Origin of the sequence: Pontibacter ruber (assembly GCF_023630205.1) — a bacterium.
Lineage (GTDB): Bacteria > Bacteroidota > Bacteroidia > Cytophagales > Hymenobacteraceae > Pontibacter > Pontibacter ruber.
This window is the reverse complement of sequence record NZ_JALPRR010000001.1, coordinates 264955-287575: the sequence shown is the minus strand read 5'-3', so window position 1 is coordinate 287575 and position 22621 is coordinate 264955. Positions and strand designations below refer to the sequence as shown.

The 22621-nt window shown below is 50.1% G+C and carries 20 protein-coding genes; 11 read left to right on the top strand and 9 right to left on the bottom strand.

Annotated elements, in window-relative coordinates:
• Window positions 1-233: 233 nt before the first annotated feature.
• Together MJ611_RS01165 and MJ611_RS01160 are read left to right on the top strand one after the other, a co-directional pair.
• The gene (locus MJ611_RS01165) at window positions 234-3203 is read left to right on the top strand and encodes a SusC/RagA family TonB-linked outer membrane protein (RefSeq protein WP_250427516.1); all 2970 of its coding nucleotides are present in this window, start codon (window positions 234-236) and stop codon (window positions 3201-3203) included.
• Between the two features lie 18 nt (window positions 3204-3221).
• Entirely contained in the window at window positions 3222-4553 is a 1332-nt protein-coding gene (locus tag MJ611_RS01160) for a RagB/SusD family nutrient uptake outer membrane protein (RefSeq protein WP_250427515.1), read from the top strand.
• Between the two features lie 55 nt (window positions 4554-4608).
• On the opposite strand, the gene MJ611_RS01155 is transcribed toward MJ611_RS01160, so the two are convergent.
• From MJ611_RS01155 to MJ611_RS01140, 4 genes are all read right to left on the bottom strand, one after another.
• Window positions 4609-5052, bottom strand: a complete 444-nt coding sequence (locus tag MJ611_RS01155; protein WP_250427514.1) for a putative signal transducing protein — start codon at window positions 5050-5052, stop codon at window positions 4609-4611.
• A gap of 41 nt (window positions 5053-5093) precedes the next feature.
• Window positions 5094-5315, bottom strand: coding sequence for a CDGSH iron-sulfur domain-containing protein (locus MJ611_RS01150; RefSeq protein ID WP_250427513.1), 222 nt, complete (start codon window positions 5313-5315; stop codon window positions 5094-5096).
• Window positions 5316-5462: 147 nt separating this feature from the next.
• Complete coding sequence (locus MJ611_RS01145; RefSeq protein ID WP_250427512.1) at window positions 5463-6269, bottom strand: hypothetical protein; 807 nt, start codon at window positions 6267-6269, stop codon at window positions 5463-5465.
• A gap of 274 nt (window positions 6270-6543) precedes the next feature.
• A complete protein-coding gene (locus tag MJ611_RS01140; protein WP_250427511.1) occupies window positions 6544-8982 on the bottom strand; it encodes a GAF domain-containing protein in 2439 nt (812 codons plus the stop codon).
• Window positions 8983-9245: 263 nt separating this feature from the next.
• On the opposite strand from MJ611_RS01140, the gene MJ611_RS01135 reads away from it, so the two are divergent.
• Complete coding sequence (locus MJ611_RS01135; RefSeq protein ID WP_250427510.1) at window positions 9246-9878, top strand: DUF6565 domain-containing protein; 633 nt, start codon at window positions 9246-9248, stop codon at window positions 9876-9878.
• 75 nt (window positions 9879-9953) lie between these two features.
• Here the strand turns inward: MJ611_RS01135 and MJ611_RS01130 are convergent, their stop codons facing one another.
• On the bottom strand, window positions 9954-10463 hold the full coding sequence (locus MJ611_RS01130; protein WP_250427509.1) for a hypothetical protein: 510 nt from the start codon (window positions 10461-10463) through the stop codon (window positions 9954-9956).
• A gap of 135 nt (window positions 10464-10598) precedes the next feature.
• Window positions 10599-10769 carry a hypothetical protein gene (locus tag MJ611_RS01125; protein ID WP_250427508.1) on the bottom strand — a complete coding sequence of 57 codons (171 nt, stop codon included), beginning with the start codon at window positions 10767-10769 and terminating at the stop codon, window positions 10599-10601.
• 328 nt (window positions 10770-11097) lie between these two features.
• Between MJ611_RS01125 and MJ611_RS01120 the strand changes: the two genes are divergently transcribed.
• The 8 genes from MJ611_RS01120 (at window position 11098) to MJ611_RS01085 (ending at window position 19981) form a co-directional block, all read left to right on the top strand.
• On the top strand, window positions 11098-11712 hold the full coding sequence (locus MJ611_RS01120; RefSeq protein ID WP_250427507.1) for a deoxynucleoside kinase: 615 nt from the start codon (window positions 11098-11100) through the stop codon (window positions 11710-11712).
• Window positions 11713-11838: 126 nt separating this feature from the next.
• A complete protein-coding gene (locus MJ611_RS01115) occupies window positions 11839-13761 on the top strand; it encodes a DNA methyltransferase (RefSeq protein ID WP_250427506.1) in 1923 nt (640 codons plus the stop codon).
• A gap of 6 nt (window positions 13762-13767) precedes the next feature.
• Window positions 13768-14205: a hypothetical protein gene (locus tag MJ611_RS01110; RefSeq protein WP_250427505.1), complete on the top strand. Its 438-nt coding sequence runs from the start codon at window positions 13768-13770 to the stop codon at window positions 14203-14205.
• Window positions 14205-16271, top strand: coding sequence for a DEAD/DEAH box helicase family protein (locus tag MJ611_RS01105; protein ID WP_250427504.1), 2067 nt, complete (start codon window positions 14205-14207; stop codon window positions 16269-16271). The genes MJ611_RS01110 and MJ611_RS01105 overlap by 1 nt, the downstream gene beginning before the upstream one ends.
• Before the next feature lie 156 nt (window positions 16272-16427).
• Window positions 16428-18098, top strand: a complete 1671-nt coding sequence (locus tag MJ611_RS01100) for a dipeptidyl-peptidase 3 family protein (RefSeq protein ID WP_377495536.1) — start codon at window positions 16428-16430, stop codon at window positions 18096-18098.
• A 10-nt stretch (window positions 18099-18108) separates the two neighbouring features.
• Window positions 18109-18627, top strand: coding sequence for a hypothetical protein (locus MJ611_RS01095; protein WP_250427503.1), 519 nt, complete (start codon window positions 18109-18111; stop codon window positions 18625-18627).
• Between the two features lie 272 nt (window positions 18628-18899).
• Entirely contained in the window at window positions 18900-19595 is a 696-nt protein-coding gene (locus tag MJ611_RS01090) for an OmpA family protein (protein WP_250427502.1), read from the top strand.
• A gap of 176 nt (window positions 19596-19771) precedes the next feature.
• Window positions 19772-19981, top strand: coding sequence for a hypothetical protein (locus tag MJ611_RS01085; RefSeq protein WP_250427501.1), 210 nt, complete (start codon window positions 19772-19774; stop codon window positions 19979-19981).
• A 550-nt stretch (window positions 19982-20531) separates the two neighbouring features.
• Here the strand turns inward: MJ611_RS01085 and MJ611_RS01080 are convergent.
• The 3 genes from MJ611_RS01080 to MJ611_RS01070 are packed head-to-tail and all read right to left on the bottom strand — an operon-like array spanning window position 20532 to window position 22581.
• On the bottom strand, window positions 20532-21674 hold the full coding sequence (locus MJ611_RS01080) for an NAD(P)/FAD-dependent oxidoreductase (protein ID WP_250427500.1): 1143 nt from the start codon (window positions 21672-21674) through the stop codon (window positions 20532-20534).
• Window positions 21671-21928 carry a hypothetical protein gene (locus MJ611_RS01075; RefSeq protein WP_250427499.1) on the bottom strand — a complete coding sequence of 86 codons (258 nt, stop codon included), beginning with the start codon at window positions 21926-21928 and terminating at the stop codon, window positions 21671-21673. The genes MJ611_RS01080 and MJ611_RS01075 overlap by 4 nt, the downstream gene beginning before the upstream one ends.
• Complete coding sequence (locus MJ611_RS01070) at window positions 21925-22581, bottom strand: alpha/beta hydrolase (RefSeq protein WP_250427498.1); 657 nt, start codon at window positions 22579-22581, stop codon at window positions 21925-21927. Before MJ611_RS01070 ends, MJ611_RS01075 begins: the two co-directional genes overlap by 4 nt.
• Window positions 22582-22621 lie beyond the last annotated feature (40 nt).

The following is a 22621-nucleotide window of genomic DNA, read 5'->3' as shown; positions in this document are numbered from 1 at the left end:
CAGCAGGCTTTTTTTATGCGCTCATACTTTAACTCTGCTATTGTCTCGTGGTGTCAGATGCAATGGAAAGAAGTATAAAAAGAGTGTATCAGATTAGGCTTGAATGGTGTTCAAAAAAATGTTAAAATAGTTACATAAACAAAAAAGTCTCGTATACAGCTTATTACGAGCTTACTATATAGGTAAGCCTTGTGCCATAACTCTCTTTCCTGTCCATTTAACTGCTGTATACTATGAGAAACTATTACCCTCTTGCGGGAATTATTATGATGCTCCTGATGCTCCCGCAGGCCCTCTTCGGACAGACTACCGTAAGGGGCACCGTTACCGATGCCAGTTCCGGAAATACATTACCCGGCGTAAGTGTTGTGGTGGTAGGAACTACGGTTGGTACCACAACAGATGGTACGGGAAGTTACACGATCCAATTGCCTGAAACAACTGGCAAGCTTCAGTTTTCCTTTCTGGGCTACGAGTCTCGTACCTACGATGTAACTGCTGCTACCACTACCCTGAATGTCCGGCTTCAGGAGAAGATCACGAGCCTGAGCGAAGTGGTGGTAACGGGCCTTGCCACCACGGTAAAACGAGCCAATGCAGCCAACGCCGTTGCTACCATCAACTCCAAAGAAATTTCCGGCATCACCACTCCTCAAACCATGGATGCGGCTATCAGTGGCAAGCTGGTAGGTGCCAACGTGGTGTCTAACTCGGGTGCGCCGGGCGGTGGCATCGCCATAAAGCTGCGCGGCATTACTTCTGTGTTTGGCGAAGCGCAGCCGCTTTACGTGGTAGATGGGGTCATTCTCGATAACTCGTCTATTTCTGCAGGCCTTAATGCGGTAACTGCCGCAGCGGCAGGTGGTAACCCTTCCTCCAATCAGGACAACGCCTCTAACCGCATCGCCGACCTTAACCCCGATGATATAGAAAGTATAGAAGTGTTGAAAGGTGCTTCGGCAGCGGCTATTTACGGTTCCCTGGCCTCTGCGGGTGTGGTGATCATCACTACAAAGCGGGGGGCTACAGGTAAAACCCAGGTTAATTTCGCACAGGATATCGGCGTTGCTACGGTATCGAACCTGCTGGGCGTTCGCACCTTCACGGAGGAACGTGTAAGAGATACGTATGGCGCCAGTGCCGTGCCGTTGTTTCTTGAAGCCCAAAGAACAGGCCAGATCTTCGATTACGAAGAAGAACTGTACGGAAACAACGGAATGCTATACAACACCCGCCTGAACGTGAGCGGCGGTAACGAAAGAACCCGCTTCTTTGTGGGTGGATTGCTGCAGGATGAAGAGGGTATCGTAAAACATACGGGCTACAACAAAAAATCCCTTCGCTTTAACCTCGACCATACTTTATCCGACCGTTTCGACTTCAGCCTGAGCACCAACTACATCAACTCCTCAGCCGACCGGGGCCTGACGAACAACGATAACGCCGGTGTTTCCTATGGCGTGTCGCTTTCTTCTACCCCAAGTTTTGCGTACCTGTTCCCGGACGAGTTCGGCGTTTATCCGGATAACCCCTTTGCTGCATCCAACTTCCTGCAGACCCGTGACCTGGTAACGAACAACGAGAGTAACGATCGGTTTTTGGGCGGCTTAACCATCAATGCCATGCTGTATGAAACCGATATGAGCACTACCAAACTGGTGCTGCGCTCCGGCATAGACTTTTATAACCTGCGCACCAGGGCGATCTTCCCCAATACGCTCCAATTTCAGTCTGAAGGCAGGGGTACAGGCGGTGCGTCTATACAGGGCAACAATTATAACCTGAATACCAACTTTGCTGCTTTCCTGGTGAACAATCTTTCGGTATCGGATAACTCGCTAAACTTTACAACCACCATTGGCGCTACCCGCGAAAATTTTAACCAGGATCAGGTGTTGAATGTGGCCACAAAACTGATCGGCAACCAAACTAACCTGGACCAGGCCGGTGCAGTGGAAGTTAACCAGAACCGGATTAAAGAGCGTAACAAGGGCCTGTTTTTCCAGGAAGAAATGAACTACAGAGACAGGATCATCGCTACAGCCGGCCTGCGCCTGGATAAGTCTTCAAACAACGCCGACGTGAACGACTTTGAGGCGTTCCCTAAATTTTCGCTTGCCGTTAACCTGGGCAACTTCGATTTCTGGCAGTGGGAAAGTATAAACCTGTTCAAGTTACGGGCTGCCTACGGAGAATCAGGCGGGTTCCCGCCTTTTGGGGCCAAGTATAGTTCGCTGGTAGCTTTCAACACTGGTGGCCAGGCCGGTTTGCTGCCCTTTACGCAACGCGGAAATGAGAATATCCAACAAGAGCGACAGAAAGAGCTGGAAGGTGGCCTGGACGTAAGTGTACTTGACAGCAAAGTGATATTTGAGGGGACAATATACCAGAAAACAGTATCAGACCTCATCCTGATCCAGAACCTGCCACAATCCAGCGGTTACCTGACCCAGGCTGTGAACGGCGGCGAACTGCGCAACCGCGGCATAGAACTGGCAGTGACCGTAAGGCCTGTAGAAACGGATTTCCTCAAGTGGGAGTCGCGCACCAGTTATTGGGTTAACCGCTCTGAAATGACAGAACTGGACATTCCGCCGTTTGCATTAGGTGGATTTGGCAATACGCTGGGAACGTTCTTTATCGAGGAAGGCGAATCGGTTACGCAGATAAAAGGTATAAAAGGAGATGAAGGCGTGCAGAAACTGGGCGATGCAGCCCCGGACTTCCAGATGAATTTCCATAATTTCCTGACCATAAAAAACAACCTGAGCTTCTCGTTCCTGTTCCATTGGAAAAAAGGCGGCGACAACATCAACCTGACCCAATTGCTGACCGACCTGGGCGGCACTTCGCCAGACTATGACGACGATGACGACGGCGACGGTGAAACCAATGCTGAGGAGCGTGTTGGGGCGCTGGGTGTAACCGCAGAACCTTTTGTGCAGAATGCTTCTTACCTGCGCCTGCGCGAGATCGGTTTATACTATACCATACCGGCTACGGCATTGCAAAGTGTGTTCGGAACGGTAGTGCGCGATGCACGGATAGGCGTTTCAGCGAATAACCTCTTTACCATAACCGATTATGATAGCTACGACCCGGAGGTATCCAACTTTGGTGGCAATGGCCTGTCGACAGGTGTGGAAGTAACGCCATTTCCTGCTTCCAGAAGAATGTTCTTCCACTTAGCCATCGGGTTTTAACATTTAAGCAACGCAATTATGAAAAGATACAGCAACCTGTTTCGACACCTGAAAGCACTGGTGTACCTGGTGTTAGTGCTGGCGCTGCCTGCCTGCGAGATCGATGAGTTCGACGACCCGAACAACCCTACCATCAAAACAGATGATGCAACTATAGCGGACCTGAACAACCTGGTGGTTGGCACAGAGGCGGGCATGCGCAACATCATCGGAACATACTATGACAATGTGGGCGTCATCGGACGGGAACATTACCGTTTCTCCGGGGCCGATCCCCGCTTTACCTCCGACCTGTTGGGAGCAGGAAATGCCGTGCTGGATAACAATACGTTTTACACTACCAACCCCTGGTCGGCCAGGTACCGCGTGGTGCAGAATACCAATATCCTGATCGAAGCTACCAATAATGCCAACCCGGAGCTTGTTTCAGAAGAGCTGAAGCAAGGTTACCTGGGTTTTGCCAAAACTATTCAGGCCCACGAACTACTCATGAACCTGAACATGATGAACGAGAATGGCATCCGGCTGGATGTAGCGGACTTTAACAACCTGGGGCCTATAGTAGACAGAGAAGCCTCGCTTGCAGCCATTGCCGGTTTGCTGGAAGAAGCGAAAGGGCACCTGGAGGCTGCTGGCGCTACCTTTGCCTTTACATTGTCTGGTGGTTTTGCCGGCTTTAACACTCCTGCAACTTTCCTGCAGTTTAACCGGGCACTGGCTGCCAGGGTAGCCGTTTACAGAAACCAGTTTGCAGAGGCGCTCACTTTCCTGGAAGGTTCTTTCCTCGACCTGAACGGAGACTTCAACAAGGGGGTATACTATGTGTTCAGCACTGCCTCCGGCGATCAGCTTAACACGCTATACTTTGCCCCCAATGCTACCGGTGAGGTGCGCATTGCCCAACCAGACTTTATCAAAGATGCTGAGCCCGGTGATGACCGTTTGTCGAAAGTATCGAAGCGTACGGCGCCTGCAACGCAAAGCGGACTGACCGGAGACTATGATGTGGCGCTTTACAAAACCAATACCGATCCGGTGCCGATCATCCGGAACGAAGAGTTGATCCTGATCTATGCGGAAGCCAAAATACAGACGAACCAGTTGCCCGATGCGGTAACGGCCCTGAACAGGATCAGGACAGGCCATGGTTTGCGACCTTATACAGGCGCTCTAACTCGTGATGCTTTGATAAACGAAATGCTGCGCCAACGCCGCTACTCGCTCTACTTTGAGGGGCATCGCTGGATAGACATGCGCCGGTACAACAAGCTAAACGAGCTGCCTATAGACCGTGCAGGCGATGATGTGTGGGTAAACTTCCCGATACCGTTTGCAGAAGAGGGCATCTAAGAAGTATAGATGAGGATACAGAAAATAAAAGAGGGAGCCTGTAAGCTCCCTCTTTTTATTCTTGCTGCCAGATGTAGCCGCAGTCATAACATTTATACTTGCGGCTTACGAAGGGTACCGGGAACCCAAGCAGCAGGTACGAGATCGAGAACACTGTTTTGGAGAATTTCTCTTCAGCTACATGCTCCGAGCCGCAGTTGGGGCAGGTGAGTTGCTGTACGTGCTCCTGCATGGGCGGGGCAAGCTCGATGTTATCGTCGAGGATGTACTCGCTGGTGCCGCCCTGTATGCGGGCAAGTATAGCCCGGGCTTCGTCGGCGTCGCCCTCTGTTACCTTCAGCTTTACGCCGCCAACCGCTACCGAGTAAAATGGCTGCACCGCAACAATGTGCTCATCGCCTAGAAAACAGGGAATGCCCTCTGCTTCCAGACGCCCTTTCACGATGTGGGCTTCTGTTGGCTCGTTAAATGTTGCGATGGTAACCAGGCGCTCTGCCATGTGTTTAAAAGTATAAATGTACGTACTCCGGCTGCCTGAGCTTATTTTTTAGGAGGAAGATCGAAAGCCTGGGCATCGTGCTCAAAATGGCCTTTGTGCGAGCCATCGCAGAAAGGCTTGTTTTTAGAAAGACCGCAGCGGCAGATCGAAACCAGTTCTCTTCCGCCTAAGCCGTACACGTTGCCATTCTTGTCCACAATTTCAAAGTCGCCCTCTATGCGCAGGGAGCCATTGCTGTTAACGGTGATTTTTGTTTTTGACATGTAAGTATAAATGAAGTATAAACAAATGTAGTGTTTTCTGGGGTTAGTTGCCAGCCCGTTTTAACAGACACCGGAAAGCCATAAAAAGCAAAACCGGCTTCAGAATCTGTCCGAAGCCGGTTTTGCTTTTATTGATCTTGATTACTTTTAGTTGCTGTAGAGGTACTTAAAGGTCTCTACCTGGCCTTTCGGGTTTGTTACCGTCTGGCTCAGTGGGTAGCCGCGCTCGTCGTATTTGTAGCTATACTTGTAGGTATACGTTTTCTTGCTGCCGTGAACCACGGTGCTGGCGCTGATGACGTTGTTCGGGCTGCTGGCTACACCCGGCTCCGAGATCTCATGGAACGGGTTGAGGTTTGAGTCAAACGAATAGGTAGTAGTGGAGTACAGTTTACCGTCACCTTTTTCGTCTATGATGTACTGCTTCTCCTGGCTGTAGTTGCCGTTTGGCAGCACTTCATACGTGATGTATGACTTTGCTTTGCTGTCTTTGTCGGTTTCGCTGCCGTCAAACACGATTTTTTTCTCCAGTTTCTTGTCGGAAGAATACTCGTATGTGGCGTACGAGCTGTATTCCATGTTGCCGCCGGTGTAGTAGGCCGATGTTGTCTTAGTCAAATCGCCTTTCTGGTTGTAGGTATACTGTTGTTCAGCTAAAAGTGCGTTGCTGCTGGCAAGCAGGGTGCTGGCTTTGTATAGTCTGCCTTTGTTGTCGCGGTCAAACTTCTCGAAGGTTTCCAGCTCGCCGGTTTCTTTGTTGTAATGGTTGATCTGGGACAGTTGTTTGCCGGAGAACTTGTAAGAAGTTACCTCTGCCGAGTCTACCATCACATGGGAGATCATGCCTTGTTCAAGCGTAGGATCTACCGTTTCATTCTCCTGTTTCTCGCAAGAGGAAAGTGCCACCACGCCGAAAAAAAGCATAGCAGGCAAAATTCTGTTTTTCAATTTCATTTGGCTAAAAGTTGAAATAGTGAAAAATAAACTGTCCAGTGCCTTTAATCTGGAAGTCTCACAAAGAACGGGATTGAAGAATAAAAAATTGCACTTGCTGTGAAATAATTACAAAATAATTTAATGATTGTGCGAGTTAAAATGCAATATTTAAAGTATAAAACTCTGATATATAGTTTTGTGCGCTGTTTTGCTGTTGTAATGGTTTAACGATTAAAAATTTAAAAATGCAAATAATATAGGATTTTGCATATCTTGTGTCATGGGCCTCATGTTAGTTCAGAGCGGCGCTTTGGGCAATCTTCAGCAGTTCGTCGCCTGCATCGATGTCGTGGCGCAGATGCTCCTGCAGGTTCACAGTTACGCGCAGCGCTTTCAGTCCCTGCACACCCTGCATCTCTTCCAGGTCCAGGTGTTCGATCTCTTCGCCCACATACCCTTCCGATTGCAAAAACTCGATGTAACGCATGTACTCCTGTGCCTCTTTTGGCTGGGTGTACACAATGGCAATTTTGCCGGGCTGCGTCAGGCGCTCTTCGGTGCCCAGTACGGTAGCCTTGTCGATGCGTTTCTTGATGATCTCGTAACGGATGTTGTCGGCACCTTCCACATCAAACTTCTTTTCATCCATCCGGAACCGGATCGAGATAGGGTTGCTGTGTACAAGTATAAGCTGCGTGATCTCGAGCGGCAACTTCAGGTCGGCGCGCAGGTTCTGGATGCGGCGGGCAATTTCGCAGGTTAGCATCAGTTGCCACAGGCGCATGTTTTTCAGGTAGATGGGTTCAAACTGCCCGGTGTTCAGCAGCGAAGAGCCGATGTAAATATCGTACTCCAGCCCGTCTGTTCTATACTTTTCAAAGTAGTGCGGAAAGATCTGCTGCGCCTTTTCCTCTTCCCGGTCAAGGAAGTTGGATATGCTTTCGTTAATCCTGTAAAGGCTCTCTTCGTAGGCTTTGCGCTTGTTGTAAACAGCGCCGCTTGGGTTGTTCACGGCCCTGCGGTAGTTTTCGATGGCTTCGGTGGTGGAAGGGTAGCGCTTCTGGAAATGGTCGAAAAGCGGCTCTATTTCCGAACGCAGGAAGTCGAGTACAAGCGCCTCGTCGCCGGAGGCCAGTTCGTGCACAATGTTTTGCGACAGCTTATCGATCTTGAAGGTGAGCTCATCCAGTATTGACAGGGGCAGGTTGTCTTTTGCCGACAGGATAACTTCCTTGGCCAGTACCAGTTGCTCCAGCAGATCGCCTTGTATGGCTTTGTTGCGCTCCGAAGCCGAGCTCCGGATGTCAGATACGCCGTAGAGCGGGTAAATATCCCGGAACACGATCGGCTCTATTTCAGAGCTGACGTTGCGCTCCATTTTCTCCAGCAGGTTGATGGCTGCCTGTGTAAAACGCCATTCCACAATCGGGTGGATGGCAGTATACTTTTCTTTGATGATGTTCTGGATACTGCTGCGCAACTCGTCGAGGCTGCGGTTCATGGCCAGGGCAAAGAGCGGCAGGATCTCTTTCAGCCGGATAGTAGAAAGTGCATTCAGCTCGCCCGGAATAGGCGTGGCCAGTTCCAGCAGGCCAATGATTTTGCCTTCGTACTGCAGGGGTGCAATGATCAGGTTACGAACTCCGGCCTCAAGTAGCTGCTTTTCAATACGAGTTGGCGTACCAAAGCTTTCCAGGTCTTCGACCACAATGGTATGCCCATCGCGTATGACTGCCTGGTAAACTGATTCTTCCAGGTCCTTTTGCTTGATGTCGCAGGTGTTGGTGAGCACCAGCCCGTGCCAGATCCGGCGGGCGTAGCTGGAGTCAAACTCCTGAAGGGCCGGGCACGAAGCTAGTCCCAGGCGTAGCGAAGGCAGCTCAAAAAGTACGCGCAGCTTCTGCTGCAGGCTCAGAAATCCCTCCTCTGAACTTACCGAGTCCTTGTCGAGCAGGTCGTAGCGCAGCGAGGAGATGGTTTCTTCGTTGGTCACGTCCGTGAAGTCATAGATGGCAAAGCCTGTGAATTCGAAGTCCTCCGGTGGTAGTTTTTGCATCCAGAGGTCCAGGTCGTTGTAGCGGTTTATCAGGAAATTGATCTCCTGTGGGGTCAGCTTTTTGAGCTCGCCTCGGGCCTTCACATCCATAAACTTCTGCTCGATGCTAAGCTTGTAGTGGCGCTCCAGGCCGGTGAACTTATCTTTTATAGTAAAAATGAAAGGCTCGTCTACGGTAAAGTTGGCGTTGTAGAATTTTTCCAGAATATGGGTGTACGCCGAAAGCGTCAGCCTAAAGAGCAACGTCTTCAGATCGAGGTTCAGTTTTTCGCTTAGGTTGCCCCCGCGCAGCAACCGCAACTCCTCCAGCCGGGGAGTCGCATAGAAGCTCTGAAAGTGGTAGGGGATCACGGCCGCACGCAGGTCGTTTTCCCAGAGCGCGCTCGGGAAAATGTCTTCCATCAGGATATCCACCGTATCGATGTACTTTTCGATCAGGGAGAGGTCCTGGGTGGGTTCCAGTAGCTCAGGTTTCTGACGTAACAGGTTTGCCAGTTCTTTTACCCGGGTTGCGTTGCATTCCGGGTCGCTTTTGATCTTGCTTTCCCAGTACGAAATCAGCGGAGACAAACTCAGTGTACACTTAAATGGAAATTCTTCCACACTCAGTGTGATCTTGTCCCTGTCAGGTATAGAAACAACGGATTCAATGAAGTTGCCTCTTTTGTTGCTCATAAGTGCTTGCTTAGGTTAAGTTCGGGAGTATAACTTGTACGGTATTTTCCCCTGTGGCGGGCCGCTATACTTTGCTTTTAAGCTTAAACGGAAATTACAGGCAAAGGATAGTGCAATTTTGATGCGCTTTACGCTTGCAGGCAAAGTTGCTGCTAAAGAAAGAATAGTACTTCCGAACCTGTGGTTATACGCAGTAAGTATAGATTTGGCATAATATTTATTGCTGTGTGCTGTTATAGAGTATAACACAGTACAGGAAACGTATGAAAAAGATCACGAAATGGGCTTTAACGCTGATGCTGGCAGCTTTTGCCCTTGGAGCACAGGCCCAGTCCAAGTTAAAACTGGAGCAGGACCTGGCCGACCTGCGGGCCTGGATGAGAACCAAAGCCAACCAGGGCGACAGCCTGACACGCGCAGAATGGCCCCACATCAAAAGCGAGTACACGACCAGAACGCAACACCAGGAACGTAACTCCGGCCAGCTTTCCGACAAGTCGAAGCAGGAGTACAGCGAGCTGAAGTCGGGTTACCGGCAGCTGGAGCAGAAAAACGAAGAACGCTACGGCGACCCGCTGAACCGCGAAACAGCCGCAAGATGGGAGCGCACCCTGGCCGGCACCAGCAACATTCGAGGTATTAAATCTCATCAGATGCGCGATGCCTTTATTCGCTTCATGGATTCGGTGCGGGCACAGCGCAGTAACTGGAGCCTCCGCGACTGGGATTATGCCGAGCATGTATACCTGCAACTGAGCGACCGCAAGCAGCAGGTGCTCGACAACATGACTACCGGGGATAAAATGAAAGTGGCCGCCCTGCAGGTAGAGTTCAACACCCTGCGCACGAGCCGCGATGTAAAAGAGCGGTACAACGAAAGCCGCCAGCAACGGTAAGCACAAAGTATAAAAACAGCAGCGGCTCCTGTGATTTACAGGAGCCGCTGCTGTTTTAAAGGGATGATTACGGAATCAGAGCCTTTTAAATACCATGGCGCCACCCAGGGTTAGAGGTCTTAAGGATAAGAAGCTTCCGGTTATGCCGTTTATTTCATAACAGGTTTTTTCATTGCTTTCTATATTTTCTAACTGCAGGTAACTGGTTTCAGCGTCGATGTGCTCTACTTCATCGCATTGCGGCATTGTGTTTGAAATAGTAAATTTTTCGGTTTCCAATGCTTCTTCCTGATAATATTGGTAGCAAATACCTTCCGCAGTAAAAACCAATTTCCAGTTCGTATCCTCTTCTGACAGCCACGTGCCAACAATCCTTTCCATTTGTTTTTCAGAACTATCCTGCTGCGCAGGTTGGCCTGCCTCTGCTGTGAGCTGATGTACAGAATCCGGTTTGTTTTTATCTGCAGTTGCTGGTGTTACTTTCTGAGCTAGTGGCGCCTCAGTGTTTGCCTCAGGCTGCTTCTCGCTGCATGCTGTAATTATCAGGCTTAGCAAAATGATACAATGGAGTAGCGGGTTTTTCATTCTTAAATAATAGTGATTAGCTAATATAAGAATGTTAGCCCGGTTGTAAAGCACTTAAGCCGTAGAATGGGCGAAAAAAGCCGCGGGCTTGTAGCAAGTGCTACAAGCCCGCGGTTGCTTAAATAGTACAGTATGTTAAATCGCATTCTTGCCTTTGGTGCCGCCCGACTCGTCTTTGTTTTCATGTCTGCCCTGCGGTCCTTTATCCTTTTTCTGATCCGGCAAGTGGCTGTTCTGGTGCTTGCCTTGTTTCTCTTTATCGTTCCAGCTGGCTTTGTCACGGCCTTGGTTATGTCCTTTTGTCATAGCTTCTGATTTTTAGTTATACCCTTAAAGTACGAACCGTTTGGCACAGGGTTGATTTTAGTATAAAAGGAACATCTCCTGAGCAGCTGCTTCACGGGCAAGTATAAACCGCCGGACCAAAGCTGAAGCCGCACCTGTCCAAAGGGAAAAGAAAGGCATTGCCAAGTATAAAAGCCGATTAAAAGGTAGTGTACTGATACTGAAAGAAGTATAATTCAGTCTGGCGAAGAGGCCGGTTATCTTTGAGAAGATTTCAGAAACGGCAGCAGGTTCTCAGCAAAAATGCTTTACTTTTGTAGCCGGCTTTTACATCAATTATACTTTTACCATGCACATTGCAATCGTCGGCAACATTGGCGCCGGCAAAACAACCTTGGCCACTAAGCTGTCGCAGCACTTTAAGTGGGACCTGTACCTGGAGGCAGTAGAGAACAACCCGTACCTGAAGGATTTTTACGAGGACATGGAGCGCTGGGCTTTCCACCTGCAGGTGTTCTTCCTGAACAGCCGCTTTAACCAGGTGCAGCAGATTCAGGCAAAAGACGGGCACGTGATCCAGGACCGTACCATTTACGAAGACGCCTTTATCTTTGCCAAGAACCTGCACCAGTCGGGCCTGATGACCACCCGCGACTATGATAATTATTTCGCGCTTTTCCAGTCGATGATCAGCATGGTAAAAGCGCCTGACCTGATGATTTACCTGAAGGCGGACCTGCCCAAACTGATAGGACAAATCGAAAAACGTAACCGCGATTACGAGAACAACATCAGCATTAACTACCTGCGCAACCTCAACGAGCATTACAACTCCTGGATGAGCGAGTACAACCAGGGCAAACTGCTGGTAATCGACGTGAACAACCTGGATTTTGTAGCCAATCCGGAAGATTTGGGTAGCATTATCGAGAAAATTCAGGTAGAGCTTTTCGGCCTTTTTTAAGCTTTTTTACTACACCATAACATAAGCCGTTGCCAGCCCTTAGCAGGAGTGGCAACGGCTTTTTGGTTTCCGGATTTAAGGCTATATTTCTGATTAAAATACAAAGGCTCAACTATAGAAGTATACATGGACGAGATAGTACAGCGTAAACGTAAGGCAGAGAACCTGTTGGATGAATTGGCTTCCGTGCTCAGGCATGACGATAGGCTGGTAGCGGATGGCAAACTGCTGAAAAATAAAGTAGTGGAGCTGGGGCTGCAACCGGACTCTTCGCTGCTAAAGCGTCTGTTGTCTCACCCGGACCTGAAAAGCCACTTTTTCCAGGAAGTGGAAGGTATGCTTGTGTTCGATAAGGTAAAGTTTCAGCAGTTTGTCAGCAGCAAGTCTTTTCTGCCGGATAGTTATACTTCGTTCAAAAACAAGATCGGCCTTAGCTCGGATGGCAATTACCTGAAAGAGGCGCGGGAAGTGGTGCTGTCGTGGCCGTACAAGGATTGCTTGCTGGAAGGCAGCCAGACAAAAGAAGACCGTCGCCGGAACGAGGTGTTCTGGAACGCCACACTGGCACCCAACCAGGTAGACCGGCTGCTGGCTCCCAAGGTGCTGACTAACTTTAAAAAGTATACTTCCAAAGGAGAGGAGCCGGTTACAAGTATAGCTGCTACCGATAACTTCATCCTACGGGGCAACAACCTGCTGGCGTTGCACAGTCTGCGGCCCGTGTATGCTGGAAAGGTAAAGCTCATCTACATCGACCCGCCTTACAACACCGGCAACGATAGCTTCCGCTACAACGACAGCTTCAATCACTCCACTTGGCTTACCTTCATGAAGAACCGCTTAGAAGTGGCAAAGGAACTGCTGCGTCCGGACGGATTTATACTTCTGCAGATCGACAACAACGAGGAAAGTTACCTGAAGGTGCTCTGCGACGAGGTGTTTGGTCGCGAGAATTACCGCAACTCCATCATCGTTAAAAAAGGCACTAAAAACCTGCAACTGCAGTTCGAGACGATACAAAAACTCAATGCCGGCTTCGATACCATACTTTTATACTCAAAGCGCGAAGAGGTAAAACTGCCGAACCTGTTCAAGGAGCTGAAAGGCGCCACCACCAGCGCCTGGAACAACCACTGGCGCGGCACCGACCGCCCCACCATGCGCTTTGAGCTGCTGGGCGTTGAGCCGGAAATGGGGCAGTGGCGCTGGGAACGCAACCGCTCCGAGGCAGCTGTTGCCAACTATGCTCTACTTTGCGGCTATATTCGTCAGCACGAAGGTACAGACACAGAGATTACCGATAGCCTGATCGATACTTATTACCAGCGCTACCTGCAGGAGCAGGGTATATTGGAGGCCGGTGAGTTTGAGCTGATTCGCCTGAGCAAAACCGGGAAACCGGAGCATTATATTCCGCCACGCATGCAGGTGCTGCTCTCCGAAAACTGGATGGACCTGAGTGTAGCCGGCCGCCTTACCAAATTCGAACACGAAAAGAACGAGGAAATTCTGCGCCGGGCCATCGAGTGGCTTACCAAAGAGGGCGACCTGGTACTAGACTTTTTCCTGGGCAGTGGCTCTACGGCAGCCGTGGCGCACAAACTAAAGCGGCAGTATATCGGTATCGAGCAAATGAACTATGGCAAGGAAGACGCGACCAACCGGCTGCAGCAGGTGATCAAAGGCGATGACAAAGGCATATCCCCGGAAGTAGGCTGGAAAGGAGGCGGCAGCTTTGTGTATGCCGAACTGGCCAAGCTGAACCAGCACTGGGTGGAACGCATTGCTGAGGCTGAAGAAAATGAGCTGGATGAACTGCTGAAGGAGCTGGAACTCAACCCTTTTCTGCATTATTCAGTACAGCCAGAAATGTTGAAAAACCATGCAACGGAATTTGCACAGCTCGAGCCGGAAATTAAACGGCAGGTGCTGTACGCGCTGCTGGACAACAACCAGCTGTACATCAACCTGACGGAGACGGCGGATGCGGATTTGAATGTAACAGAGGAGGATAAACGGCTGAATAAAATGTTCTACCATGTAACATAACAGCCTATGCCGCTCAGCAAACCGCTTGGCCACGACGATGAAAGTGGCTTTTCGTTCGTGAAAGAGATCCTGCAGGACGATCCGACCTGCGCCATCAACTTCGACAGGCTGCAGCGGCACCCCGAAAAAGGCTACATCATTTTTGAGTTCCTGCTTTGCGACGAGAAGCAGCCGAAAGTAAATCCTTATACTTCACACCCGAGCAAGTACTGGCATAAAAACAGCCAGAAATTTATCAGTTTGTACCGTGTAGCGCAGGACCTGCAGGCGACTTTGTACCTGGTGAATTACAGCAAAAAAGGTACGGCCAACGAAGACAAGGTAAAAGTGATCAAGGTGGAAGACCTGACGGCGGAGGGCATCGCCAAAGAAACCGTGTGGGACACCACCCGGAGCAACTTCGCCAAGTGGTTCCGGAAATTAAACAGAGAGTGTTGTCAATAATGCAATCACTGAAAGAGAGATTAGACGTGGTCCTGCTGCAAAACGGGGCCGATTTTTATAAGACCCAGGTACCGGAGGTAATTTACCGAAACCTGCGGCAGCGTTATGGCCAGCGGCCATACCAGCAGGAGGCCTTCGGGCGCTTTGCCTTTTATATGGATGAGTATAGAACTGAGCGCTGGGAGCCGCTGCAGTTGCTGTTCCACATGGCGACGGGCAGCGGCAAAACGCTCGTTATGGCAGGGCTTATCCTTTACCTCTACGAGCAGGGCTACCGCAATTTCCTGTTCTTTGTCAACAGCACCAACATCATCGAGAAAACACGCGAAAACTTTCTCAATGCCGCTTCCTCCAAGTATCTTTTTGCCGATAGTCTGAATATTAATGGCCGGCAGGTACGACTGAAGGAGGTGGAAAATTTCCAGGGAGCTAACCCGGAGGATATCAACATTGTGTTCTCGACCATACAGGGGTTGCACAGCCGCCTGGCTACACCGCGCGAAAACAGCCTTACGTTTGATGATTTTGAAGAGCAAAAGCTGGTGCTGATCTCGGATGAGGCCCACCACATCAACGCCGAAACCAAGAAGCGCAGCGAACTTAATGCGGAGGAGAAGGAAGAACTGGTGTCGTGGGAAAGTACGGTAAACAAAATTTTTCAGGCGCACCCGGAGAACCTGCTGCTCGAGTTTACAGCCACCGCCGACCTGGCACATCCCGAGATCGGCAAGAAATACCACCAGAAGCTGCTCTTCGATTACCCGCTGAAGGAGTTCCGCCGCGATGGCTACTCCAAAGAGGTGAACGTGCTGCAGGCCGACCTGCCTGCTGTTGAGCGGGCGCTGCAGGCCGTGGTGCTGAGCCAATACCGCCGCAAGCTGTTTGAGAAGTATAAAAAACCAATTAAGCCGGTGGTACTCTTCAAATCCAAAACCATCAAAGACAGTCATACTTTCCGGGAGGAGTTTGAGCAAAGTATAAAGTACCTGAAAGCAGCCGATCTGGAGCGTTTGCGAGTTAATGCTGCCCGGCAGGCCGGCGATCAGCAGCAGTTGTTCGATAACAGCGGGAGCCTTGCCCTGCACCAGGCTTTTTTATACTTCCGCGACAACGGCATCACGCTGGAGAATCTGGTTGCAGAACTAAAAGGTGACTTTGCCCCAGAGCATCTGATCTCGGTGAACAGCAAGGAAGAAAGCGAACAAAAACAGCTGGCCATTAACTCGCTGGAGGATGAAAGCAACTTGTACCGTGCAGTGTTCGCGGTTGATAAGTTGAACGAAGGCTGGGACGTGCTCAACCTCTTCGATATCGTGCGTCTTTACGATACCCGCGACACCAAAAACGGAAAGCCCGGGAAAACCACCATGTCCGAAGCCCAACTGATCGGCCGCGGCGCCCGTTATTGCCCGTTTATACTTTCTCCGTATCAGCCCGTGGACAAGCGCAAGTATGACGAGGAGCCGGAGCATGAGCTGAAAATCTTTGAAGAACTATACTACCACAGTGCCTATAACCCCCGCTATGTGCAGGAGCTGCATACGGCGCTGGAAGAGATCGGATTGAAGAGCAGGGAAGGAGAGGAGCAAAAGCCCCGGAAAGCAGGTACAGAAAAGTACAAACAGGAGCTTGAGGCCAAAGCATCTGGTTTGCCGGCCTCTGTGCGGGCGCAGGTATACCAGGTGCAGCTGCATACCGGTCATACTGCTATTTCCCAGGCTTTCGGAAATGGTGCGGCAACGACGGCAGCTTCTGTGGTTAAAATATATCGGCTCCCGGACCTCGGCGGGCATGTGCTTCGCAAAGCCATGAGTAGGTTATACTTCTACCAGTTTTCTTCACTGCAAAGGCACCTGCCATACCTTAGGTCAGGCTCAGAATTCATGCAGTCAGAAGAATATCTGGGAGGCGTGCAAGTGGAGGTAGCAGGATTGCCGGAGCAGGTAGAGCAGCTTTCGCAGGAAGACAAGCTGTACGTTGCTCTGCAGGTGCTGGAAAGTATAGCCCGTGCCCTGAGCGCAACTGTAAAAAGTAAAGCCGAAAATACACTTGTAACAGCGGGTTAAAGTATAGACTGAGGGGAAGCTGGCAATTCAAAGAGCTTCCTCCCGGCATACTTTCATACTTTGCCTAGGCTGCAGTGCGTTTCTGTTATACTTGCTTTATCCCCTTCACAAATTTTCCTATCTTCCGTCCTGTATCTGAACCCAAGTATACCAACCATGATGAAACCAAGCCATATTCTTTTTGCTTCTGCTGTGGCGGCAATGTCCGTTGGCTGCGCAAGCAACAAAGCAAACGAAGCTATGACCGCTGAAGCAGTTCAGACCGAAGCCGCACCCGTTGACCTGCAGCAGAAACTGAACATGTATACCACCGTACGCCTGACATCAGACCTGAGCAGCCTTACCCCGAAAGAGCGCCAGATGATCCCGTTGCTGATCGAGGCCGGCAAGATCATGGACGAGCTGTTCTGGTACGAGGCCTATGGCAATGGCGACTCCCTGTTGACGGCGCTTGATAACGAAGCAGCAAAGCAGTTTGTAAAGATCAACTATGGTCCCTGGGATCGCCTTAATAACAATGAGCCTTTTATACCAGGTGTAGGCCCTAAGCCGGACGCTGCCAACTTCTACCCGCACGACATGACGAAGCAGGAGTTTGAGCAGGCCAACCTGAAGGACAAAGCCAGCCAGTATACGTTCCTGCGCCGCGACGCCAATGGCAAACTGATCACGGTGCCTTACCATGTGCAGTTTAAGGGGCAGGTACAGCGTGCTTCGGCCCTGCTGCGGCAAGCTGCTGCTTTAGCCGATGATGCGGGCCTGAAAAAGTACCTGAACCTGCGTGCCGAAGCACTGCTTACCGACAACTACCAGCCAAGCGATCTTGCCTGGATGGACATGAAAACCAACCGCATCGACGTGGTGATCGGACCGATCGAAACGTACGAAGACGCCCTGTTCGGCTACAAAGCAGCGCATGAGGCCTATGTGCTGATCAAAGACATGGACTGGAGCAAGCGCCTGGAGAAGTATGCTGCATTCTTACCGGAACTGCAGCGCGGCCTGCCGGTAGCAGCCAACTATAAAAAAGAAACACCCGGCACCGACTCGGACCTGAATGCTTACGATGTAGTATACTACGCCGGCGACTGCAACGCAGGGGGTAAAACCATCGCCATCAACCTGCCCAACGACGAGGAAGTACAACTAAAGAAAGGCACGCGCCGCCTGCAACTCAAAAACGCCATGCGGGCCAAGTTCGACAAGATCATGGTGCCGATTGCGGATGAGCTGATTGCCGATGATCAGAAAAAGCACATCACCTTCGATGCCTTCTTTGCCAACACCATGTTCCACGAGGTGGCGCACGGCCTGGGCATTAAGAACACCATCAACGGTAAAGGCACGGTTCGCGATGCCTTGAAAGAGCATGGCTCTGCACTGGAAGAGGGCAAAGCCGACATCCTGGGGTTGTACATGATCACGCAGCTGCACGGAAAAGGGGAGGTTGCCGGTAGCCTGGAAGATTACTATACTACGTTTATGGCAGGTTTGGCCCGCTCGGTACGTTTCGGGGCTGCCAGTGCGCACGGCAAGGCCAACATGGTCTGCTTCAATTACTTTAAAGAGAAAGGTGCTTTCCAGCGCGACGAGCAAACAGGCAAGTACCGGGTAGATTATGCCAAAATGCGCGAAGCCATGAATGGCTTATCGGAACTGATCCTGACGCTGCAGGGCAACGGCGACTATGCCGGTGTAGGCAAACTGCTGAACGAGCAGGGCCAAATCGGCACGCAGCTGCAGTCTGACCTAGACCGCCTCAGCCGCAAAAACATACCTGTTGACATTGTTTTTGAGCAGGGGGTAGAGGTACTTGGGCTTCGATAAGAGCTACCAAGTGGAGATCCTAAACTGGAAAAGTAAAGGCTGGACAGGCCGCGATGTCGAACTTTTTACAGCCGATCAGCCTGTTGGCAAACTGACTTTTGAAGGCTGGAGTGGCTACGATTCAAACTATACAACAGGCAATACGATCATCTCTTTTAAAAGCAAAAGTTGGTTCGACCAAAGCATCAGCATACAATACAACGGGGAAGAAGTTGGTACGGCATCAGTCTCTTCGCTCACAGGCAAAGCAAAGCTGCACCTACTTACCGGTGAACTTTACACCATGAAGTGCAGTCCGTTTTCTTATAACAGAACAGTGCAGGGAGCAGCCGGAGAAACGCTGATAAGCTTTAAACAGAGAACCTGGGGGCGTAACAAGGGTACCATAGAAGTAGCCGATAACCTTCCCGACCTTACAAAAGAAGTTCTGGTAAGTACAAGCCTGCACCTGAAAGCAGTTGCCGAGCAACAGGTAGCGATTATGGTAGCCATCTTTATGCCGATCGTCGTAAATTTTCTAAACAGGTAAATTAAAGCTAGCATCCATACGGAAGAAAGCCCGGCCAGAAGGCTGGGCTTTCTTGTTTTTACAGCTCTGTTCTTGGCCAGAGTTAAATGAATATTCTACTCGATACGAAAATTTACTTGCTGGCTTTCAAATAGATAAAGTATTTGGGATATTTAATTTAATAAGTTTGGCATAACACTTGAAAATAGTCTTTCCGTCAGGCGCTGATTGCACTCAAAAAAAGAAAGTAGGAGGGAGTAGGCGCCTGGTTGTATCATGAAATTTTTATGGTTATGAAAAATGCTAGAACTTTTACCGCACTCTTAATAGCAGTTGTTTTTCTGTTTGGATCTCTGGCTGCAGGTGCGCAGACAACTACTAAAAAGCCGATCAGCCGCACTGTAAAAGGTGGTGTGATAGGGGCAGTGGCAGGCGGTGTTGCCGGTGGTCTGATCGGCAAAAGGAAAGATAAAACTGCAAAAGGTGCCATTATAGGTGCCGCTGTCGGAGGCGCTGCCGGTGCGGTTATTGGCCGCTACATGGACAAGCAGGCTGAGGAACTGCAGCGCGAGCTGGCAAATGCCAAAGTAGAGCGCGTGGGAGAGGGCATCAAAATCACGTTTGATTCCGGTATCCTGTTCAACACGAACTCTGACCAGTTGAGCTATACAGCCCAAAGCAATATTGCAGACTTGGCCAAGACGCTGAACAAGTATAAAGATACCAATGTGATTGTAGAAGGGCACACAGACGCCCGTGGTACTGCACAGTATAACCAGAGCCTGTCTGAGCGCAGAGCTTACTCAGTGTTCAATCAGCTGTCTTCTAACAAGGTGAGTGCAGCCCGCATTAACACACAGGGGTATGGTGAATCCATGCCGGTGGCAAGCAACGCCACTGTTTCGGGCATGCAGCAGAACCGCCGGGTAGAGGTTGCTATTTTTGCAAACGAGAAGCTAAAGAAAACTGCCGAAAAAGGACAAATCTAATTTAGGCTGCTTAAGCTCTAAGCCAGCTGTACTGAAAAGTGCAGCTGGCTTTTTATTTTAAGGGTACATCTTGTGTTATATAGTAAAATGAAATATATGGTAACCTAATGCGTTAGTTGGGAGTATTTAGTCATTCTAACCCGCTAAAAATCAACCATTTAAAATTTTACTATTCCATGAAAAGCTTTTATGATTTCAACACAAGCAGCCCACAGGAGCGGCAGGAGCGAAACAAGCTTTACCCTGAGCTTGCAAAATTTCACATCGCCTTACGCGAAGAACTTAGCGAGGAAGAATACAATGAGTTTTATAATTCTGAAAAGGAAGCTATAAAACCTCACATGCTGAATAACACAACCACCACACGTCAATGGATACAGATTTAAAGAAGCAATACACGAATTGAGAAAGGGAAATCAGCTAATTGATTTCCCTTTTTTATTGCTATTACTTTAGTGTTGTTTAGAGCTAAGCAAGAAATCTGTTGTAGCAGAAGTTTAATAATTTGCGATGCCAAGCCTTTGCTTCGTAGCTATCTTTCTTCCTCAGTCTTACTTGCCTTTAGTTTCATAGTTAACTCTGGTGCGCTCAGGGCCGCGGGGCCTCGTCCTTGGGCATCGCGCTGGGAGCTTTTCCTTTGCTCCTATCGTCGCAATATCGCTATCGCGATACCGGAAAAACTCGCATAGGCGCTCAACCCAAGGACTGGAAACCAATTCGATAGCTGCTAGCTATGCAACTAGAACCAGATCCCCCTTTGAAGGGGGTAGGGGGATGACTGCAGCAGATATGAAACTATACCTGCAGTATAGCAGTGTCAGAACTCCCCGCCATAGACTACTGAGAACGCGAGTTCGAAGGTAGCGAGCGTAGCTCTGAGAGGTAGGGGGGGAACTCAGAACTCAGAACTCGTGACTCGGAACTCGGAACTTATTATCACAAACTCTTTAACACCAGTTCCGCCCCCTCTTCACCAACCAGCGAGCCAATAGCAACGCCCATGCCGCTGAGCCGGATAGAGCAGCTTAAGCGTTCCGACACTTGCTGTACGATCGTGGTCTTTTCAGCGCCAAAGCCCATGATGCCGCTCCAGCGGTGCTCCACCTCGAAAGGTGTATCCGGAAGTATAACTTCTTTCAGCAGGTATTCTAGTTTGTTCTGCACCAGCTCTGTGAGCCCGAATTCTGTTGTTTCTTCCGTCAGAAAATCCAGGTTGCGGCCGCCGCCGAACAACACGCGGTTGCCGATGTTGCGGAAGTAGTAATACCCTTTGTCGTAGTGAAAAGTGCCTTTGATCTTCAGATCAGGTATCGGTTTGGTAATGAGTACCTGCGCACGGGCTGGCACAATGGACAATGCAGGCAAAAGTTGCCGGGCAAAGCCGTTTGTTGCTACCAGCGCTGCACGGGCCTCTATGGGCAAGCCTTTGTCAGTAATAGCAGTTACTTTCTTTCCATCATCCTGCAATTCCAGCACTTCCAGGCCATTCAGCACCAGCACCCCCAGCGACTGTACTTTCTGCGTCAGGGCCAGGATCATTTTGCCGGTGTCTATCTGGCCTTCGGCCGTACTTTCGATCAGGTGGCGTACGTGCTTGAAGCCAAAGGAGCCGATCTTGTTGTCGGCCAGGCGGTAAATATCCGGCTCGCCAACTATGCCTTGCAGGTGGCGGTTCAGGTATGGGATACGTTCGAGGCACTCCTCGTAGAGTTGCTCTTGGTGGTCTTCAAAGAGTTCATAGCCACTCCAGCGTTGATAATCGATCACAGCGTCTCCCAGGTTTTTGCGAAGGCGCTGCAGTCCTTTCCAACGACGCTCCACCAGTCCGAAAACCTGTTCTTCGGTATGGTGCGCTAAGTCTTCCAGCAACTCGGACGGGCTGCCAAAGCAGGCAAAACCCGCATTCTTGGAGCTGGCGCCAGTTGGCAAAAGTCCCCGCTCCACTACTACCACCTTCAGCGTAGGCTGTGTTGTTTTCAGGTGCAGGGCTGCATTCAGGCCAACAATGCCGCTGCCAATCACAAGCACATCAATGTTGCTGAAGTATGTTTCCTTTTCCCAGAAGCTAAGCTGCATCATTCTTCGTCTTCGCGCACGTAATCGTGTTTGTAGTTACGGGCTGTTGTTTCGTCTATCACCTCAAACCAGGTCAGCATGATCTCGCGCTCCCCTTTGTTAAAGCCTTTCACAAAAAGTCCTTCCGGTGTTTCGTAAATGGAGTAGTTGTGGCGGCCAAACGGGTACAGGTTGTTGCTTTTTAAGGTGGTAGCCTGTGTCAGGTCTGCCTGCCGTCCGTCTGTCGTTTTTACTATGAATTTGTTTTTATCTGTCATGAAGTACAGTCTTCTTCTAAAATCTGATCCAAGATAGCACTTATCTCTGTAGCATGGCTCAGTACTACGAGGTGTCCAGCATTTTTTATCTTGATGATATTGGGATGCTCGCGCATAGGCAGAATACGATCAGCAGTTCCGTGGATCATAACCGCATTCTCGTAATGATCCGGCTGGTGCCAGGTCAGCAGTTGGCCAAGTGCCCAGCGCAGAAAATGCGGTTCTGTTTCCAGGATCACCTCCTTGAGAAGTATTTTCTCGGCTTGTGTAGCTGCTCCGAAAAGTACAGGGGCTATAAAATGGAAACGCTTCATCAGCGGTACCGGGATGAGCTCGTGCAGGCGTAGTGCACCCATTGCACGGTAGTACCAGGGCAACGACTGGCTGCTGGCCATACTGGAAATAAGTATGGTTTTGCGCGGATGCAGGAATTTGGCCAACTCTATGGCTACCACGCCGCCAAACGACATGCCCACCAGGATTGGGTTTGGCTCCGGTATCTGTTCAGCCAGTCGCCGGGCATAATCAGAGAGTGGCTCTTCCTCTTTCGGCTGTATCCACCGCACATGGGCAATGTTCCGGCACTTAAGCTGCAGGTACTGAAACATCCGCTCATCGGCACCCAGGCCGCTGATAAAGTATACTTTGCTCATACTTTGGTCTTATCTGGTGGGGCTGTGTGCCTGCTATGGC